The organism is Burkholderia stagnalis (assembly GCF_039848545.1).
GTDB lineage: Bacteria > Pseudomonadota > Gammaproteobacteria > Burkholderiales > Burkholderiaceae > Burkholderia > Burkholderia stagnalis.
Genome location: NZ_CP156686.1, coordinates 824,399 through 839,163 on the forward strand (window position 1 = coordinate 824,399; position 14,765 = coordinate 839,163).

The following is a 14,765-nucleotide window of genomic DNA, read 5'->3' on the forward strand; positions in this document are numbered from 1 at the left end:
TTCGATCGGGTTGCGTCAGCGGCTCATTCGCGCTCGCTCCACAGCGTCCCGCCGGTCGCCCAGTTTTCCTTCTTCACGTCGGTGAGGATGATGTCCACCGAACCCGGCTCGCAGCCGAGCGTTTCGCACGTGACCCGCGTGATCGCCTCGACGAACCGGCGCTTCTGCTCGACGGTGCGGCCTTCGAACAGCTGGATATTGAAAGTCGGCATGACACATTCTCCGTAGATGGATTCAAGGAAACTCAATCGCGATACGACCGATCGATCCGGTCGAGCCGGCGCAGCAGCGCAGGCCATTCCAGCTCGCCCTCGATCGCGCCGCCATCGCGCAACTGCTCGGCCGTGCGGGCGGCGACGGCCGGCTCGGGCAGCACGAGCGGCCCGCCGCCCGACTGCGCGCGCACCTGGATGTCGCATGCCTTGATCAGCGTATCCATCAGCACATAGGCCTCGGCGACCGTGCGGCCGACCGTCAGCGTGCCGTGGTTGCGCAGCAGCATCGCGGATTTCGCGCCGAGACTCGCGGTCAGCCGCGCGCCTTCGGCCGGCGAGAACGCGAGCGCCTCGTAGTCGTGATACGCGAGATCGCCGTGAAAGCGCAGCGCATGCTGCGACGCGGGCAGCAGCCCGTCGCGCTGGATCGACACCGCGATGCCGGCCGTATTGTGCAGGTGCATCACGCACACCGCGTCGGGCCGCGCCGCATGCACGGCCGCGTGCAGCGCGAAGCCGGTCACGTTGACCGCGTGTTCGCCGTCGCCGATCCGGTTGCCGGCGAGGTCGATCTTCACCAGGTTCGATGCGCACACCTCGTCGAACGTCAGCCCGAACGGATTGATCAGGAAGTGGCCGGGTTCGCCCGGCACGGTCGCGGACAGGTGCGTGTAGATCAGGTCGTCCCAGCCGTTCAGCGCGACGAGCCGGTAGGCGGCGGCGAGATCGACGCGCAGCCGGCGTTCGGCGTCCGAGATCGGGCCGCCCGGTTTCACGGCGTCAGGACGGTGAGCGAATGACGACATCGGCATCTCCCAGGGTGAAGCGGCGCACGGCCCACACCGTGCACCACGACGCGAGCACGAACGGCAAGGTCAGCACCGTGACGCCCGCGCGCATCGCGAGCGCCTGCAGCAGCGCTGCGAACACCGCGGCCGCACATGCGGCGCGCGCGCCGCGCGGCATCAGCGCGATCGCGGCGAGCGCGCCGTTGAAGCCGAGCAGCCCGTCGGCGAACGCCGTGGCGCCGGCGCCGAGCGCGAGCAGCAGCGCGGTCGACACGAGCGCGCCGCCGAGCGCATACGCGGCCGCGCGGCGCGAGGCGGCCGCGAGGCCGGCCACCATCAGCGCGCCCGCGCACGCACCTTGCGCGAAGGTGGTTTGCGCGACGCCGGCGAGCAGCGCCGGGCCGAACGCGGGCAGCGACGGCGCCATCGCCGCGGCACCTGCCTCCGCGGTGTGCTGCGCCGCGACAAACGGCAGCCACAGCGCGGTAACGGCCAGGCACGGGCTCGAATACGGGCATTGTCGCGCCTTCTCGAGCGGCCGGCGCAGCGCGCGCTGCACGAGCGCTGCGCCGATCGCGGCGAGCGGCGCGAGCGCGACCGCCGTGAGCGTCGGCGGCGCAAACGTGACGGCGGCCAGCGCGGCGAGCGCGCCGTTGAACCCGAGCAGCCCTTGCTCGACGTCGCGGCGTGCGGCGCCCGTCAGCACCGCGCACATGTTGGCCGCCGCCGCGCCGAGCAGCGCCGCGCACGCCAGCCGCGCATCGGTCAGCGCCAGCGCGGCGAGCAGCAGCGCGCCGGTCAGCGCGTTCGCCTGCAGCACGATCTGGCCGATGCTGCGCAGCAGGATGCGCAGGTCGATCGGCGGCGAGGCGGGTTGGGCGGTAGGCATGACGGCGGCGAGACAGGACGAGCCGCGAGGATAGGGCAGATCGCGATGCACCGGAATAGTGAATGTTGGATACCCGGAATTTGTGCGACGATGCCCGGCATTCGACAACAACGAAGGAGGCAGGACGATGCGTGAAGTGCGTTGGGCGTCGCTGGAAGGCGACGGCATCGAACATCTGACGTTCGAACGCGGCGACGGCGGGATCGTCGTGGAGAGCGCCGTGGTCGGCCAGCGGTACGGCAAGGCTTACGGGCTTGCATACCGGGTGGAGTGCGACGCGCAGTGGCGCGCGACCTATGCGGTGCTCAAGGTGATGGGCGGCGGCACGCTCGAACTGCACGGCGACGGCCTCGGCCACTGGCGCGACGGCGCGGGGCAGGCGCTGCCCGATCTGGACGGCTGCGTCGACATCGACATCGCGGCCACCCCGTACACGAATTCGCTGCCGATCGGCCGCCTCGGGCTCGTGCGCGGCGAGCGGCGGCCGATCGACGTCGTCTACGTGTCGACGCCCGACCTGAAGGTGTCGCGGGTCCAGCAGGCATACGTGTGCATCGAACCGGGCCGGCGCTACCGCTACGAAGGCATCTTCCGGGATTTCACCGCCGAGATGGAGATCGACGACGACGGCCTCGTGATCGACTACGAGACGTTGTTCAGGCGCCTGCCGGCGCTCGGCTGAGCGGGCGGCGCCGCGTTCTTCTCGTGCGCGGCCGCGAAGCGGTCGATCCGCGACGCGATCAGGTCGGGGTCGCGCAGCACGATCCAGTGCGCGCCGGCGATTTCCTCGCGTACGTGTTCGCCGAGCCAGCGGTCGAGGCCGACCGTCATCTCCGGCGTCACGTAGCGGTCGCGCACCGGCACGAGGATCTGCACCGGCGCCTGCGCGTGACGCTCGCGCGGCCGCCGGGCGCGCGCGACGAAGTTGGCGCGATACAGCTTCATCCCGTTCAGCGCGTTCTTCAACTGTGCGGGATCGGGCTCCGGGCGGATCCGCTCGGTGAGCTGCAGCCAGCGCGGCCACAGTGCGGCGCCGCCGAGCCGCCAGACCAGCGACGGCACGAGCGGCAGGTGGAAGAACGCGATGTACCACGATTTCAGGCTCTGCCTGAGCCGCAGCTTCGCGCGGAACACGTGGTCGAGGCAGGGCCCCGAGATCGACGTATACGACGCGATGCGGCCGCGCCACGCCGGGTCGGTCACCGCCTCCCAGCACTGGATCGAACCCCAGTCGTGGCCGACGAGATGGAACGGCCGCTCGCCGCAGGTTGCGTCGGCGACGGCCTTCAGGTCCAACGCGAGCCGCGCGAGCGTGTAGTCGGCGCGGCGCCGCGGCGCATCGGACGCGCCCGCGCCGCGCACGTCGTACGCGATCACGCGGTAGCGCCTGGCGAGCCGCGCGCGAATCGGCGCCCACACCGCGGCCGAATCCGGGTAGCCGTGCACGAGGATCACGGGCGGCGCGCGGCGCGGCCCGCTCACGTAGACGGCGAGCTTCACGTCGCCGGACTGGACGGTCAGCATCTCGCTGGCGCGCGTCATCGCGTCAGGCCTGCGGAACCGGATGCAGCGGCACGCGGCGCGGTGCGGCCTGCGCGGCATAGCGCGCGTTGGTCGCGTCGATGTTCGCGAGCAGCGTGTCGAGCCCCTGCAGATACTGGTGGTTGTCGTGGTCCCACGGATGGAAGCCCGGCCGGAAATAGTCGAGCCATTCGCGCGCGATGCTCGGGAACACGCCGTTCTTCGGGCTGTACAGGTACTTGACCAGCCGCCACATGCCGCCGAATTTGCCGTGACGGCGACGATGCGCCGTCATCAGGCGCACGTGGAAGTCGAACACGATGGTCCAGAACGTCAACGTCGTGAACAGCATCGTGCCGGTGCGCAGCAGGTAGCTGCCGAGGCCCGGCTTCATCACCGCGTTCCACACGTCGTACGACACGGCCTTGTGCTCAGTTTCCTCCATCGCGTGCCACATCCACATCTGCTGGTAGCCCTCGACCGATCCGTCGATCCGGTGCTCATGGCCCGACAGCAGCTGGTTCGCGAGGATCGCCGTGTAGTGCTCGAGCGCGATCGTGATCGCGAGCTGCATCGAATGCGGCAGCACCTTCCTGAACCAGCCGAGGATCGTCCACAGGCGCTTGTCGAGCTTGTGCGCGGGCAGGCCCGACGCCTGCAGCAGGTCGTTGTACTCGATGTGCTCGCGCGTGTGCATCGCCTCCTGGCCGATGAAGCCGAGCACCTGCTTCTTCAGCTCCGGATCCTCGATGCGGTCGCGGTAGTGGCGCACCGAATCCATGAAGAAGCGCTCGCCGGCCGGGAACAGCAGCGACAGCGCGTTCATGAAGTGCGTGACGGGCACGCCCTGGACATGCCAGTCGCGCGCGTGTTCGGGCGGCAGCGCGAAACGGATGTCGCGCCGCACGGGCATCATGTTCGGGGCCGTCATGATTGTTCACCTCCCTGATTACCTGCATTGTTGTACGTGGCGTGGATCGGCGCGGGCGTCGTGCGGGCCGAGAGGCGGCACGCCTTCGCGGCTTCGCGCCGGCTCGCCAGCACGACGAGCGCTTGGTATGCGCACGGCAGGATGCGCGCCATCCAGTCGGCGGCGCGCGCATCGCGGCCGATCAGCACGCGGCGCTTGTTCTTGCGCACGCCGGCGAGGATCGCGCGCGCGGCGTCGTCGGCGGTCGTGATGAAGAACTTCTCGAACGAGTCCTTGCCTTGCTGTTCGCTCCCGACCATGAAACCGACCATGTTCTTCGCGACGCGGCTCGACTGCGCGATGTTGGTGCGGATGCCGCCCGGGTGCACGCAGGTTGCCGACACGCCGCACTTCATCATGTCGAGTTCCTGGCGCAGCGATTCGGTGAAGCCGCGCACCGCGTACTTGGTCGCGTTGTAGCCGCTCATGCCCGGCTGCGCGAAGATCCCGAAGATGCTCGACGTGTTGATCACGTGGCCTTCGCCCGCTGCCTTCAGGTGCGGCAGGAACGCCTTCGTGCCGTGCACGACGCCCCAGAAGTTGATGTTCACGATCCATTCGAGATCGCTGTATTCCATTCCCTCGATCGTGCTCGACAGCGCGACGCCCGCGTTGTTGAAGACGAGGTTGACCTTGCCGTGTTCCTGCGCGGTGTCGTCGGCCCACGCGAACATCGCGTCGCGCTCGCCGACGTCCAGCACGCGCGTCGTCACGCGCACGTTCGGCGCGAGCGCGCGCACGATCCGTTCGGTTTCGGCGAGGCCGATCGCATTCTTGTCGGCGAGCGATACGTGGCAGCCGGCCTGCGCGAGCTGCAGCGCGAGTGAGCGGCCCATGCCCGAGCCTGCGCCGGTGATCGCGGCGACCTTGTTGGTGAAATCTCTCATGTCGGTGGCTCCTGTTCGGGTCTCAGGCCGCTTCAACGGACGGGGCGGAAGCGGCGGGCGCGGCGGCCGCGGTGGCCGGCGCAGCGGCGGCGTCGCGGCGGGGCGCGTGGTACGCGTGATAGTCGGCCATCGAGAAATGGGCTGTCGCCTGCCGGAAGCGCCACGTGAAGCCCGGCCACAGCGTGGTGTTCTTGCCCGTGCGCGGGTCGAGGTACCAGCTCTTGCAGCCGCCCGTCGACCAGATCGCCTTCTTCAGCCGGCCTTGCAGGTCGTGGTTGAACTGCGCTTCGACGAGCGGGCGCACCTCGATCGCGTCTGCGCGTTCGCGCGCCATCGCGCGCAGCGCGCCGAGGATGTATTCGATCTGCGATTCGATCATGAACACCATCGAGTTGTGGCCGAGGCCCGTGTTCGGGCCGACGATCATGAAGAAGTTCGGGTAGCCGGGCAGCGTCGTGCCGAGATACGCATGCGCGCCGTCGCGCCACGCATCGACGATGTCGAGGCCGCCGCGGCCGATCACCGCGCCGCGCGGGAACGGATCGGCGACCTGGAAGCCGGTGCCGTAGATCAGGCAGTCGACTTCGTGGCGCACGCCGTCCGTCGTGACGACTGCATCGGCCTCGATGCGCTCGATGCCGGTGGTGATCACGTCGACGTTCTTGCGCGACAGCGCCGGGTAGTAGTCGTTCGAGATCAGCACGCGCTTGCAGCCGAGCGTGTAGTTCGGCGTCACGGCATCGCGCAGCACCGGATCGGGAATCTGCTTGCGGATGTGGCGCAGCGCCAGTTTCTGCACGTTCTTCATCAGCGACGGATGGATCGCGAAGCCGAGCACGCGCGATTCGAGCATCCAGTAGATGCCGCTGCGGACGAGCTTCTGCGTGAACGGCAGCGAGCGGAACAGCCATTGCTCGAGCTTCGTCAGGTTGCGGTCGGGCTTCGGCATGATCCACGGCGGCGTGCGCTGGAACAGCGCGAGCTGCTTCACGCGCGGCGCGATCTGCGGCACGAACTGGATCGCGCTCGCGCCGGTGCCGATCACCGCGACGCGCTTGCCGTCGAGCGGATAGTCGTGGTCCCACTGCTGCGAGTGGAACGCGCGGCCCTTGAAGGTCTCGACGCCCGGGATCGCCGGCAGCGCCGCGCGCGACAGGCCGCCCATCCCGGACACCAGCACGCGCGCGGCAAGCCGCTTGCCGTTCGCGAACGTGAGGCGCCAGCGCTGCGCGGCCTCGTCGTATTCGGCGCGCTGCAGCTCGTGGTTCAGGCGCAGGTGCGCGCCGATCCCGAAGCGCTGCACGCAATCCTCGAGATACGCGCGGATCTCCGGCTGCGGCGCGAACATGCGCGTCCAGCGCGGGTTCGGCGCGAACGAGAACGAGTACACGTGCGATTGCACGTCGCATGCGCATCCGGGGTAGTGGTTGTCGCGCCAGGTGCCGCCGACCGACGCCGCCTTCTCGAGGACGACGAAATCGGTCATGCCGGTCTGCCGCAGACGAATGGCCATCCCGAGGCCGGCGAAGCCGGTGCCGATGATGGCGACGTCGACGGATTCGTCGGGGCCGTCGTGACCAGGGGGGCCGAAAGGCAAAGTGCGAGCATTCATCCGGGAGTCTCCGCTATGGCTCATTTTTGAATGTTACATTGTTTGATGTAACGATAGTGGGTGAACCGGGAAACCGCAAGCGACTAGACGGTGGACTCTAAGGGCCGGAAGCCCCGTGGGACAAGGCGGGAGCGGGTTTGGAACGGGGTGGCCGGGCAGGGCCGCGAGGGCCGCCGGGCATGGGTCGCGGTGGCGAGAGCAGGCCGCCGGCGGGCGGCGGCCTGTTTGAAACCGAATCAGGGGCGGATCGAACGGCCCGTCGTCTCATGGAAAACCCCGGCGACGATCGTGACCTGCGCGAGCGCGTACAACGCCCAGATCAGGTAGTCGATGCCGGCGAACCCGCCGAGGAAGCGGCCGACGCCGATCAGCGTGTCGGAGCCGACGAAGATCAGGCTGCCGAGCGCGACGAGCGGGCCGCGGGTGCGCGCGGCCAGCGCGAAGCTCGCCATCGCGCACAGCACGAGCATGTAGACGGCGACCGGCGCGGCCAGCTCGCCGAGATGCGGGAAAAACGCCGCGTAGAACGCGGGGGCCGCGAGCCACAGCCCGATCAGCGCGACGATGCGCCAGCCGTGCGGGCGCGCGCGCCAGCGCAGGAAGATCGCGCTATAGAACAGGTGCGTGAGCAGGAACGCGCCGAGCCCGCCGACGAACGACGGCGGCCAGTCGGGCAGCGCGAGCAGCACGTCGCCGAGCACGGCGGTGGCGAGCGCCGCGCACAGCCACGCGCGTTCGCGCGCAGCGCCGCACGCGCTGCCGGCCGCGAGCAGCAGCAGGCCCATCGCGGCCTTCGCGACGGCTTGTCCGGGATAGGGGGCGGCGGCGAGCGATGCACCGTACGCGAGCGCGGCGGCAACGGCGAGCGGCCAGAGCCGGCGGTAGGCGGCGGGAAGCGTGGCGATCAAGGCGGGTGTCTCCGGAATATCGTTGTCGGCGGCGCGCCTGCGCGGGCGCGGCTGCCGGCCATTATCCGGAAGAACGGCGGTGGGGAAACCGGCGAATCCTTCTAGAGCGATGCGCGCGTCGAATGCGCGCGCATCGAGTCAAGCCTACTTCGCCGCGAGCGCGGCCGACACGTTCGAGTCGGTCCACGCGTTGTCGCCGACCACGAGCTTCTGCGGGATCAGCTTCGCGTCGTGGAACGCATCCGCAACCCCCTGCTGGGTCGTGACGATCTTCTCGTCGATCGGCACCGCACCGAACGGCACGCGCCGGATCCATGCCTCGACGAGCGGCTGCGCAAGCCCGACCTTCGGCGCGAGCAGCGCGGCGGCCTCGGCCGGATGGCCATTGATCCACAGCCCGATCGCGCGCGCCTGCTGCAGGATCGCGGCGACGATCGCCGGGTTGCGCTGCGCGAAATCGCGCGTGGCCTCGTAAAAGTTGTTGGTCGCCGTGAGGCCCGTGTAGTCGGACAGCGTGCGCGCCTTCAGCGAATCCTGCGCGGCAGCGTAATACGGATCCCAGATCGCCCACGCGTCGACGTTGCCGCTCTCGAATGCCGCGCGCGCGTCGGCGGGCGGCAGGTAGACCGGGCGGATTTCGTCGTAGCGCACGCCGGCTTTCTGCAGCGCCTTCAGCAGCAGGTAGTTCGCGCTGGACCCCTTCTGCAGCGCGACCTTCTTGCCGCGCAGGTCGGCCACCGACTTGATCGGCGAATCGGGCTTGACGATCAGCGCCTCGTTGTGCGGCGCTGGCGGCTCCGCGCCGACGTAAACGAAGCGCACGCCGGCCGCCTGCGCGAACACGGGCGGCGGCGCGCCCGTATAGCCGAAGTCGATGCTGTTCGCGTTCAGCGCTTCGAGCAGCTGCGGGCCGGCCGGGAATTCGAACCACTGCACGCGGTAGCCGAGCGGCTTGAGCCGGGTCTCGAGCGCGCCTTGCGCTTTCACGACCGACAGCAGGCCGGCCTTCTGGTAGCCGATGCGCACGACCTGGTCGGCGCCGCCCTGCGCGAAGGCCGACGCGGCGGACAGCGCAACGAGCGTCGTCGCGGCGGTGTGGGTGATCCAGCGGGTGAAACGAAACATCGATCGGACTCCATGCGAAACGTCTTCGGGCGGGCGGCGCGGGCGCCGCTCGGTTGGAAGAATCGTCGCATGGGCGGTGTGGCCGGCAAACCAAGCATTGCCGATATCAATATGACGCCGGCGCGCCTATGCTTTGTCGCCGTCGCTGTGCGTGTCGGGCGCGCCGGACTGGCGCGCCGCTTCGTCGCTGAGCTTGCGGTCGAGGATCGTCGCGACGCGGCCGCCGAGGTAGGCGCTCGCGGCGGCCTCGAGCGCGCGGTTCGTCTCGCCTTCGACGAACACGGCCGCGAGCGGGCGCAGGCGCCAGATCGCGTCGACCAGCGCGGGCACGTCGGTGGCCGGCGGCAGCGTGCCTTCGTCGTAGCGGTCGAGCCGCTTCACGACGAGGTCGACCAGCAGCCGCGCGATCGCGTCGAAGTGCGGCCGCGCGAGGCTGATCACGTCGAGCAGTTCGCGCACCGGGATGCCTTCCCTGGTCATCGCCGCCGCCGCCTCGAGCAGCGCGGGGCTCTTCGCGACGAACGACAGGCCGCGCCGCTCGAGCAGGCCGAGCTCGGTCACGCGCGTGATCTGCGCGGGCGTCTGCGGGCCGAACATCTGCGCAAGTGCGGCGAGCGAGTAGGTTTTCGGCAGCTCGTGCGACCAGCGGCCGCCGATCGCGTTCTCGAGGCCGAGGATCGAGCGAAGGTCGTGGCCTTCGTCGATCGCCATGATCAGGTCCTGGATGTTCGACAGCGTGTAGCCGCGCGCGAGCAGGTGGTTGATGAGCTTCAGGCGGGCGACGTGCGTGTCGTCGTAGATGCCGACGCGGCCGCGCTTCTCGGGCGGCGCGAGCAGGCCGCGATCCTGGTACGCGCGCACGTTGCGCACGGTCGTGTCGGACACGCGCGCGAGCTCGTCGACCGTGTACTCGTTGCGGGAAGGTTCCGCGACGGCCTCGTCAGGTGGGGTGTGAGTCGATTTTGGCATGCGGCCATTCTAGCGCGACGCGGCAGGCGCGGGCGAGGCGGGGAGCGTGCGCGCGCCGTCGCCGAGCGGGCGCTGCAGCAGCGCGGTGTCGATCCAGCGGCCGTGCTTGAAACCGGCCGCCTTCAGCACGCCGGCCGGCTCGAAGCCGAACGCGCGATGCAGCGACGTCGAGCCGCCGGTGCCGCCGTCGGCGATCACCGCGATCATCTGTCGCCACGGGCCGGCCTCACAGCGCGCGATCAGGGCCGCGAGCAGCGCGCGGCCGACGCCGCGCCCGCGCTGCGCATCGTCGATGTAGATCGAATCTTCGACCGTGAAGCGGTAGGCGCTGCGCGTGCGGTACGGCGTCGCATACGCATAGCCGGCCACGCGGCCGCCGCATTCGGCGACGAGATACGGCAGCCCGCTGTGCAACACCGCGTTGCGGCGCGCGCGCAGCTCGGCGACGTCGGGCGGTGTTTCCTCGAACGACGCGACGCTGTGGCGGACATGGTGAGCATAGATCGCGTGAATGGCGGCGAGATCGGTGTCGGTCGAATCGCGGACGACGCAGGCGGCTGGCGTGGCGGACATGATGACGGGGCGACAGGGGCGGTGCGGGGAAACCATGACTATGCGGGCGATCGCCCGGCACGTAAAGCGGCGGCCGCGTGCGCGGCGTCGCGGCGGCGTTCAGTCCGGCGGCCGCTTCCTCTGCGTGTCGCGCGGCAACTCGTTGAAACGGGCGGAATAATACGCGGAAAAGCGGCCGAGGTGCCCGAAGCCGAACGTCAGCGCCGTATCGGTGATGCTGGCCATCGGGTCGGTCAGCAACTGCACGCGCGCGGCGTCGAGCCGGATGTTGCGCAGCAGTTCCATCGGGGTCGCGCCGTGGTAGCGGCGGCACAGCACGTTCAGCGTCCGCAGGCTGACGCCGGCCGCCCGGGCGAGATCTTCGAGCGAGATCGGCGCGCAGAGCCGCGCGTGAATGAATTCGAGCAGCGCATCCATCTGCCGGATGCCGCCCCGCGATCCGGATGCCGCCGGTGCGCCGCGCGCTTCCGGCGCCGGGCCGGCATGCGCGGCATCGGGCGACGGCGGGCAATGCAGGAGCAGGAACAACGCGAGGCTTCGCTCGAAGTGGTCGCGCCATTCGGCTCGTATGCTGCCGTCGCCGGATACGGCGAGGACGTTGAGCAGCGACTGCGCAAGCAGATCCCATTGCGACGCGAGCGCCCTCGGCAACAGGAACCCCGGCGCGAGGCCGGGCGCCGCGTCGTCGGGCGGGCGGCCGGACACCGCGCGCATCAGCGCATCGGGCACCTTGACGATCAGTTGCCGGGTGCCGGGCCGCCAGCGCAGGCGCACGCGCGTCCTGGGCGCGAGCACGGCGGTGCGTCCTTCGAACACGTCCATCACGTGTCCGTCGCACTCGATTTCGGCGCCGCCCGCGAGCGACGTGTGTACGAGCGAAAAGCCGTCGAACGGGCGCGGGGCGACCTCGACTTCGGCGCCGTACTGCAGCGCGTAGACGCTCAGATGATTCAGTTGCCCCTTGAACAGCGCCGCGTCGGGCACGCCGCGCTGCCAGCGCAGCGCATGCTCGGCCAGCTCCACCGAGACCTGCTCGTGCGCATCCATGCGCGAGCCGGATCGGAACAGGCAATTCCGGTACAGCGCGGACAGCACTTCCGCATTCGGGGTGAGGGGCATGGGGCGTCTCCTGTGTGGCGTTTCCGTGCCGCGCATCCGGCTGGCTGCGGTTGCGCGTCGTGCCACATCGGGTTCTCTTGTGTGCGAGATATCCTGAAGGGATCATATTGATCTTCGTCAGGCTTGTCTAAAGTATCGCAACATATTGCAAGAATCGGATAGTCCCATTCCCGCTCGGGAAAAATCCGGATAGCGCGCGGCGCGAGAAAAAACGGATCAAAATCGTGCGCGGCCTGCAAATTCCGGCTAGTGGGAATCATTGTGGCTTCCTACACTGCGCCGGCATCTGGACGGAAAGCGGCGCATTTCGCGACGATATTTCGTACATCTACTAAATAGACCGGCTGAGCGGTCGTGCTGGTTCGAGCGCGCGCGATGCGACGGTTGTCGCCGGTCCTGAATCCCCACTGGAAAAGGAAGGAAGCTCCATGCGTCAAATCGACCTGCAGGCGCTCTCGGATAACGCGCGGCTGGGCCCGCTGCACGGCGTCGTGCTGTTCTGGTGCGCGCTGATCATCGTGTTCGACGGCTACGACCTGGCGGTGGCCGGCATCGCGCTGCCGGCGATCATGAAGGAGATGGGCGTCAATCCCGCGCAGGCCGGCTTCATGGTCAGCTCGGCGCTGTTCGGCATGATGTTCGGCAATATCGTGTTCGGGACCGTCGCCGAGCGGATCGGGCGCCGTTGGGCCATCGCGGCCTGCCTGACGCTGTTCAGCGTGTTTACCGCGGCGGCCGGGCTGGCGCCCACGCCCGCACTGTTCGGCGCCGCCCGCTTCCTGGCGGGCATCGGCATCGGCGGCGTGATGCCGAACGTGATCGCCCAGATGACCGAATACGCGCCGCGGCGCGTGCGCAGCACGCTGGTGACGCTCATGTTCAGCGGCTATTCGGTCGGCGGCATGCTGGCGGCCGTGATGGGCAAGGGGATGATCGAGGCGTACGGATGGCAGTCCGTGTTCGTCGCCGCGGGCGCGCCGGTGCTGCTCGTGCCGCTGCTCGTGAAATGGATGCCGGAATCGCTGCCGTTCCTGATCCGGCGCGGCAGGACGGACGAACTCGCGCGCATCGCGCGCCGGCTCGATCCGGCGTACCGGCCGCAACCAGGCGACTGCTATGTCGTGCCGCGCGAGGACAACGCGGGCAACGCGCCGGTTCGCCAGCTGTTCGACGACGGTCGCGGATTCAGCACGGTCATGTTCTGGATCGCCTGCTTCATGTGCCTGTTCATGGTGTATGCGCTCAGCTCGTGGCTGACCCGGCTGATGGCGGGCGCGGGCTACAGCCTCGGCTCCGCGTTGACGTTCGTGCTGGTGCTGAATGCCGGTGCGATGGTCGGCGCGATCGGCGGCGGCTGGCTGGCCGATCGCTTTCCGATCAAGACGGTGCTCGTGTCGATGTATCTGCTCGCCGCGGCGTCGATCACGCTGCTCGGCTACAAGGTGCCGACCGCGCTGCTGTTCGTGCTGGTCGGGCTTGCGGGCGCGACGACCATCGGCACGCAGATCGTCAATTGCGCGTATGCAGGGCAGTTCTATCCGATGGCGATCCGCTCGACCGGCATCGGCTGGACGCTGGGCGTCGGCCGCGCCGGCGCGATCCTGGCGCCGATCGTCATCGGCGCGCTGGTCGGCATCGAGCTGCCGCTGGAACAGAACTTCATGGCGATCGGGCTGCCCGCGCTGGCGGCGGCTGTCGCGGTCGGCCTGATCGACCATCGGCGCTCGGCGTCGCATCACGGTCTCCCGGCCGCGGCTGCGGCCGGCGAGCGGCAGGCGTCGCATGCGCAACCGTCGTGAGCGGTGCATCGGCGGGGCGCCCGTGCGCGGCCGGCGGCCGATCGCGCGCGGCAATGCGGCATCGTTCGCCGCGCAAGGTGTGCGCCGTCTGCAGCGCCGACGCGAACGCGGCCCTGCTGGGCGGGCGTGCCGACCATCCTCTGTCCAAGCGGACGCGCGTCCATACGTCGGTCGGCTGGATGGGGCGCAGCGCGACGGCCGCCACGGCGGTCGCTGCCGGCGGGACGGTCGACATGGGGCGGAACCAGCTGGGGATCACGGCCGGGCTGCAGCAGCAGTTCCGACGGGGCCGGGGCGTCAGAGCCGCCCGTCCGCCGCGCGCACCGCATCGGCGATCGCGTCCGCGACGCGCTGCACGCGCGGCGACCGGCGCACGTCGGGGTGCACGACGAGCCAGATCTCGCGCTCGATGTCGCAGCGCGGCGCGGAGGTCAGTTCGACGAGCGGCGTGGATGCTGGCCCGGTGCGGGTAGGCGCGGCTGCGTCTGTGGTGGCGAAGGCGCGGGCGGCATCGGCGACGGGCGGTCGCCCGGATTCACACTCCTCCGGCGGGTGACGCGCCGCCGTCACGGAATCGATCGCCGGATCATCCACGAGAAACCGCGGCAGCAGCGCGACGCCCGCGCCGGCCACGCATGCGCGATGCAGCGCGGCCAGATCGTTCGCGACGAACGCGAAGCGGCGCCCGGCCGCGAAGCGGGCGAGCCATTGCTGCTGCGGGGTTTGCGCGAGCGCGTCGTCGTAGCCGAGGAACTGCCATGCGTCGGGCGGCGCGGCTGCCCATTCGGGCGTCGCGCACAGCACGAAGCGCATCGTGCCGAGCCGGCGCGCGGCGAGCCCCGGCTCGCTTGGCCGCGACAGGCGCACCGCGAGATCGGCTTCGCGCGCATACAGGTTGGCCGCGTGCATCTCGCCGAGCAGGTCGATCCGCAGCCGCGGCCATGCGCGCAGCGCGCGCGCCAGGCGCGGCGCGAGGAAGTGGCTCGCGAACACCGGCGACGCCGACACGCGCACGACGCCGTCGAGATCGGCCGCGCCTTGCGCGGCGCGCGCGAACGCCTGCGTGCCTGCTTCGATGTGCGCGGCATGGTCGGCGAGCCGCAGGCCCTCGTCGGTCGGCGGCCAGCCGCGCGGCAGGCGGTCGAACAGCCGGATGCCGAGCGCGTCCTCCAGCGCATCGATGCGCCGCGCGACCGTCGAATGCTGGACCCGCAGCGCGCGCGCGGCGGCCGACAGGCTGCCGCCGCGCATCACCGCGAGGAAGTAGCGGATGTCGTCCCAGCTCATCGCGGGCGCCGGCGTGGCGCCGTCATCTGTCGAATTTTGCACAGTCAGTGGGCGGAAATCGTGAATTCCGATCGATTATGCACGATGGGATCATCGTGTCACT

15 protein-coding genes are annotated in these 14,765 nt (G+C 69.6%); 2 read left to right on the forward strand and 13 right to left on the reverse strand.

Annotation, left to right across the window (positions count from 1 at the left end; translation table 11 throughout):
- Nucleotides 1-23 precede the first annotated feature (23 nt).
- Genes ABFO07_RS20575 through ABFO07_RS20585 form a run of 3 tightly spaced genes read right to left on the reverse strand, consistent with a single transcriptional unit; the run spans nucleotide 24 to nucleotide 1,892 of the window.
- Nucleotides 24-212, reverse strand: coding sequence for a 4-oxalocrotonate tautomerase (locus ABFO07_RS20575; RefSeq protein ID WP_059562869.1), 189 nt, complete (start codon nucleotides 210-212; stop codon nucleotides 24-26).
- Nucleotides 213-244: 32 nt separating this feature from the next.
- The gene (locus ABFO07_RS20580; protein WP_059805069.1) at nucleotides 245-1,021 is read right to left on the reverse strand and encodes a class II aldolase/adducin family protein; all 777 of its coding nucleotides are present in this window, start codon (nucleotides 1,019-1,021) and stop codon (nucleotides 245-247) included.
- Nucleotides 996-1,892 carry an urea transporter gene (locus tag ABFO07_RS20585; protein ID WP_124491242.1) on the reverse strand — a complete coding sequence of 299 codons (897 nt, stop codon included), beginning with the start codon at nucleotides 1,890-1,892 and terminating at the stop codon, nucleotides 996-998. The genes ABFO07_RS20580 and ABFO07_RS20585 overlap by 26 nt, the downstream gene beginning before the upstream one ends.
- A 127-nt stretch (nucleotides 1,893-2,019) precedes the next feature.
- Between ABFO07_RS20585 and ABFO07_RS20590 the strand changes: the two genes are divergently transcribed.
- On the forward strand, nucleotides 2,020-2,574 hold the full coding sequence (locus tag ABFO07_RS20590; protein WP_059905949.1) for a putative glycolipid-binding domain-containing protein: 555 nt from the start codon (nucleotides 2,020-2,022) through the stop codon (nucleotides 2,572-2,574).
- Here the strand turns inward: ABFO07_RS20590 and ABFO07_RS20595 are convergent.
- The 9 genes from ABFO07_RS20595 to ABFO07_RS20635 all read right to left on the reverse strand — a co-directional run bounded on the left by ABFO07_RS20595 (nucleotide 2,535) and on the right by ABFO07_RS20635 (nucleotide 11,576).
- Nucleotides 2,535-3,434, reverse strand: coding sequence for an alpha/beta fold hydrolase (locus ABFO07_RS20595; protein WP_059805075.1), 900 nt, complete (start codon nucleotides 3,432-3,434; stop codon nucleotides 2,535-2,537). The two genes, ABFO07_RS20590 and ABFO07_RS20595, sit on opposite strands and share 40 nt — an antisense overlap.
- Before the next feature lie 4 nt (nucleotides 3,435-3,438).
- A complete protein-coding gene (locus ABFO07_RS20600; protein ID WP_124596858.1) occupies nucleotides 3,439-4,344 on the reverse strand; it encodes a metal-dependent hydrolase in 906 nt (301 codons plus the stop codon).
- Complete coding sequence (locus ABFO07_RS20605) at nucleotides 4,341-5,270, reverse strand: SDR family NAD(P)-dependent oxidoreductase (RefSeq protein ID WP_347469493.1); 930 nt, start codon at nucleotides 5,268-5,270, stop codon at nucleotides 4,341-4,343. Before ABFO07_RS20605 ends, ABFO07_RS20600 begins: the two co-directional genes overlap by 4 nt.
- A gap of 22 nt (nucleotides 5,271-5,292) precedes the next feature.
- Entirely contained in the window at nucleotides 5,293-6,882 is a 1,590-nt protein-coding gene (locus ABFO07_RS20610) for a flavin-containing monooxygenase (RefSeq protein ID WP_347469494.1), read from the reverse strand.
- Nucleotides 6,883-7,118: 236 nt separating this feature from the next.
- The gene (locus ABFO07_RS20615; RefSeq protein ID WP_124517269.1) at nucleotides 7,119-7,790 is read right to left on the reverse strand and encodes a lysoplasmalogenase; all 672 of its coding nucleotides are present in this window, start codon (nucleotides 7,788-7,790) and stop codon (nucleotides 7,119-7,121) included.
- Between the two features lie 144 nt (nucleotides 7,791-7,934).
- Nucleotides 7,935-8,915 (reverse strand): aliphatic sulfonate ABC transporter substrate-binding protein, encoded by a 981-nt coding sequence (locus tag ABFO07_RS20620; RefSeq protein ID WP_347469495.1) that lies wholly within the window; start codon nucleotides 8,913-8,915, stop codon nucleotides 7,935-7,937.
- Nucleotides 8,916-9,041: 126 nt separating this feature from the next.
- Nucleotides 9,042-9,884 carry a MerR family transcriptional regulator gene (locus ABFO07_RS20625; RefSeq protein WP_347469496.1) on the reverse strand — a complete coding sequence of 281 codons (843 nt, stop codon included), beginning with the start codon at nucleotides 9,882-9,884 and terminating at the stop codon, nucleotides 9,042-9,044.
- Nucleotides 9,885-9,893: 9 nt separating this feature from the next.
- Nucleotides 9,894-10,457 carry a GNAT family N-acetyltransferase gene (locus tag ABFO07_RS20630; RefSeq protein ID WP_059892028.1) on the reverse strand — a complete coding sequence of 188 codons (564 nt, stop codon included), beginning with the start codon at nucleotides 10,455-10,457 and terminating at the stop codon, nucleotides 9,894-9,896.
- Between the two features lie 99 nt (nucleotides 10,458-10,556).
- Complete coding sequence (locus ABFO07_RS20635; protein ID WP_060015813.1) at nucleotides 10,557-11,576, reverse strand: AraC family transcriptional regulator; 1,020 nt, start codon at nucleotides 11,574-11,576, stop codon at nucleotides 10,557-10,559.
- 428 nt (nucleotides 11,577-12,004) lie between these two features.
- Between ABFO07_RS20635 and ABFO07_RS20640 the strand changes: the two genes are divergently transcribed.
- Nucleotides 12,005-13,375 (forward strand): MFS transporter, encoded by a 1,371-nt coding sequence (locus tag ABFO07_RS20640; protein ID WP_124596854.1) that lies wholly within the window; start codon nucleotides 12,005-12,007, stop codon nucleotides 13,373-13,375.
- A 297-nt stretch (nucleotides 13,376-13,672) separates the two neighbouring features.
- On the opposite strand, the gene ABFO07_RS20645 is transcribed toward ABFO07_RS20640, so the two are convergent.
- Nucleotides 13,673-14,662 (reverse strand): LysR family transcriptional regulator, encoded by a 990-nt coding sequence (locus tag ABFO07_RS20645; RefSeq protein ID WP_347469497.1) that lies wholly within the window; start codon nucleotides 14,660-14,662, stop codon nucleotides 13,673-13,675.
- Nucleotides 14,663-14,765 lie beyond the last annotated feature (103 nt).

What these genes read in the sequence shown, in the direction of transcription:
- ABFO07_RS20575 (WP_059562869.1), bottom strand. Translation starts at nt 212, where the DNA reads ATGCCGACTTTCAATATCCAGCTGTTCGAAGGCCGCACCGTCGAGCAG.
- ABFO07_RS20580 (WP_059805069.1), bottom strand. Translation starts at nt 1,021, where the DNA reads ATGTCGTCATTCGCTCACCGTCCTGACGCCGTGAAACCGGGCGGCCCG.
- ABFO07_RS20585 (WP_124491242.1), bottom strand. Translation starts at nt 1,892, where the DNA reads ATGCCTACCGCCCAACCCGCCTCGCCGCCGATCGACCTGCGCATCCTG.
- ABFO07_RS20590 (WP_059905949.1), top strand. Translation starts at nt 2,020, where the DNA reads ATGCGTGAAGTGCGTTGGGCGTCGCTGGAAGGCGACGGCATCGAACAT.
- ABFO07_RS20595 (WP_059805075.1), bottom strand. Translation starts at nt 3,434, where the DNA reads ATGACGCGCGCCAGCGAGATGCTGACCGTCCAGTCCGGCGACGTGAAG.
- ABFO07_RS20600 (WP_124596858.1), bottom strand. Translation starts at nt 4,344, where the DNA reads ATGACGGCCCCGAACATGATGCCCGTGCGGCGCGACATCCGTTTCGCG.
- ABFO07_RS20605 (WP_347469493.1), bottom strand. Translation starts at nt 5,270, where the DNA reads ATGAGAGATTTCACCAACAAGGTCGCCGCGATCACCGGCGCAGGCTCG.
- ABFO07_RS20610 (WP_347469494.1), bottom strand. Translation starts at nt 6,882, where the DNA reads ATGAATGCTCGCACTTTGCCTTTCGGCCCCCCTGGTCACGACGGCCCC.
- ABFO07_RS20620 (WP_347469495.1), bottom strand. Translation starts at nt 8,915, where the DNA reads ATGTTTCGTTTCACCCGCTGGATCACCCACACCGCCGCGACGACGCTC.
- ABFO07_RS20625 (WP_347469496.1), bottom strand. Translation starts at nt 9,884, where the DNA reads ATGCCAAAATCGACTCACACCCCACCTGACGAGGCCGTCGCGGAACCT.
- ABFO07_RS20630 (WP_059892028.1), bottom strand. Translation starts at nt 10,457, where the DNA reads ATGTCCGCCACGCCAGCCGCCTGCGTCGTCCGCGATTCGACCGACACC.
- ABFO07_RS20635 (WP_060015813.1), bottom strand. Translation starts at nt 11,576, where the DNA reads ATGCCCCTCACCCCGAATGCGGAAGTGCTGTCCGCGCTGTACCGGAAT.
- ABFO07_RS20640 (WP_124596854.1), top strand. Translation starts at nt 12,005, where the DNA reads ATGCGTCAAATCGACCTGCAGGCGCTCTCGGATAACGCGCGGCTGGGC.
- ABFO07_RS20645 (WP_347469497.1), bottom strand. Translation starts at nt 14,662, where the DNA reads ATGAGCTGGGACGACATCCGCTACTTCCTCGCGGTGATGCGCGGCGGC.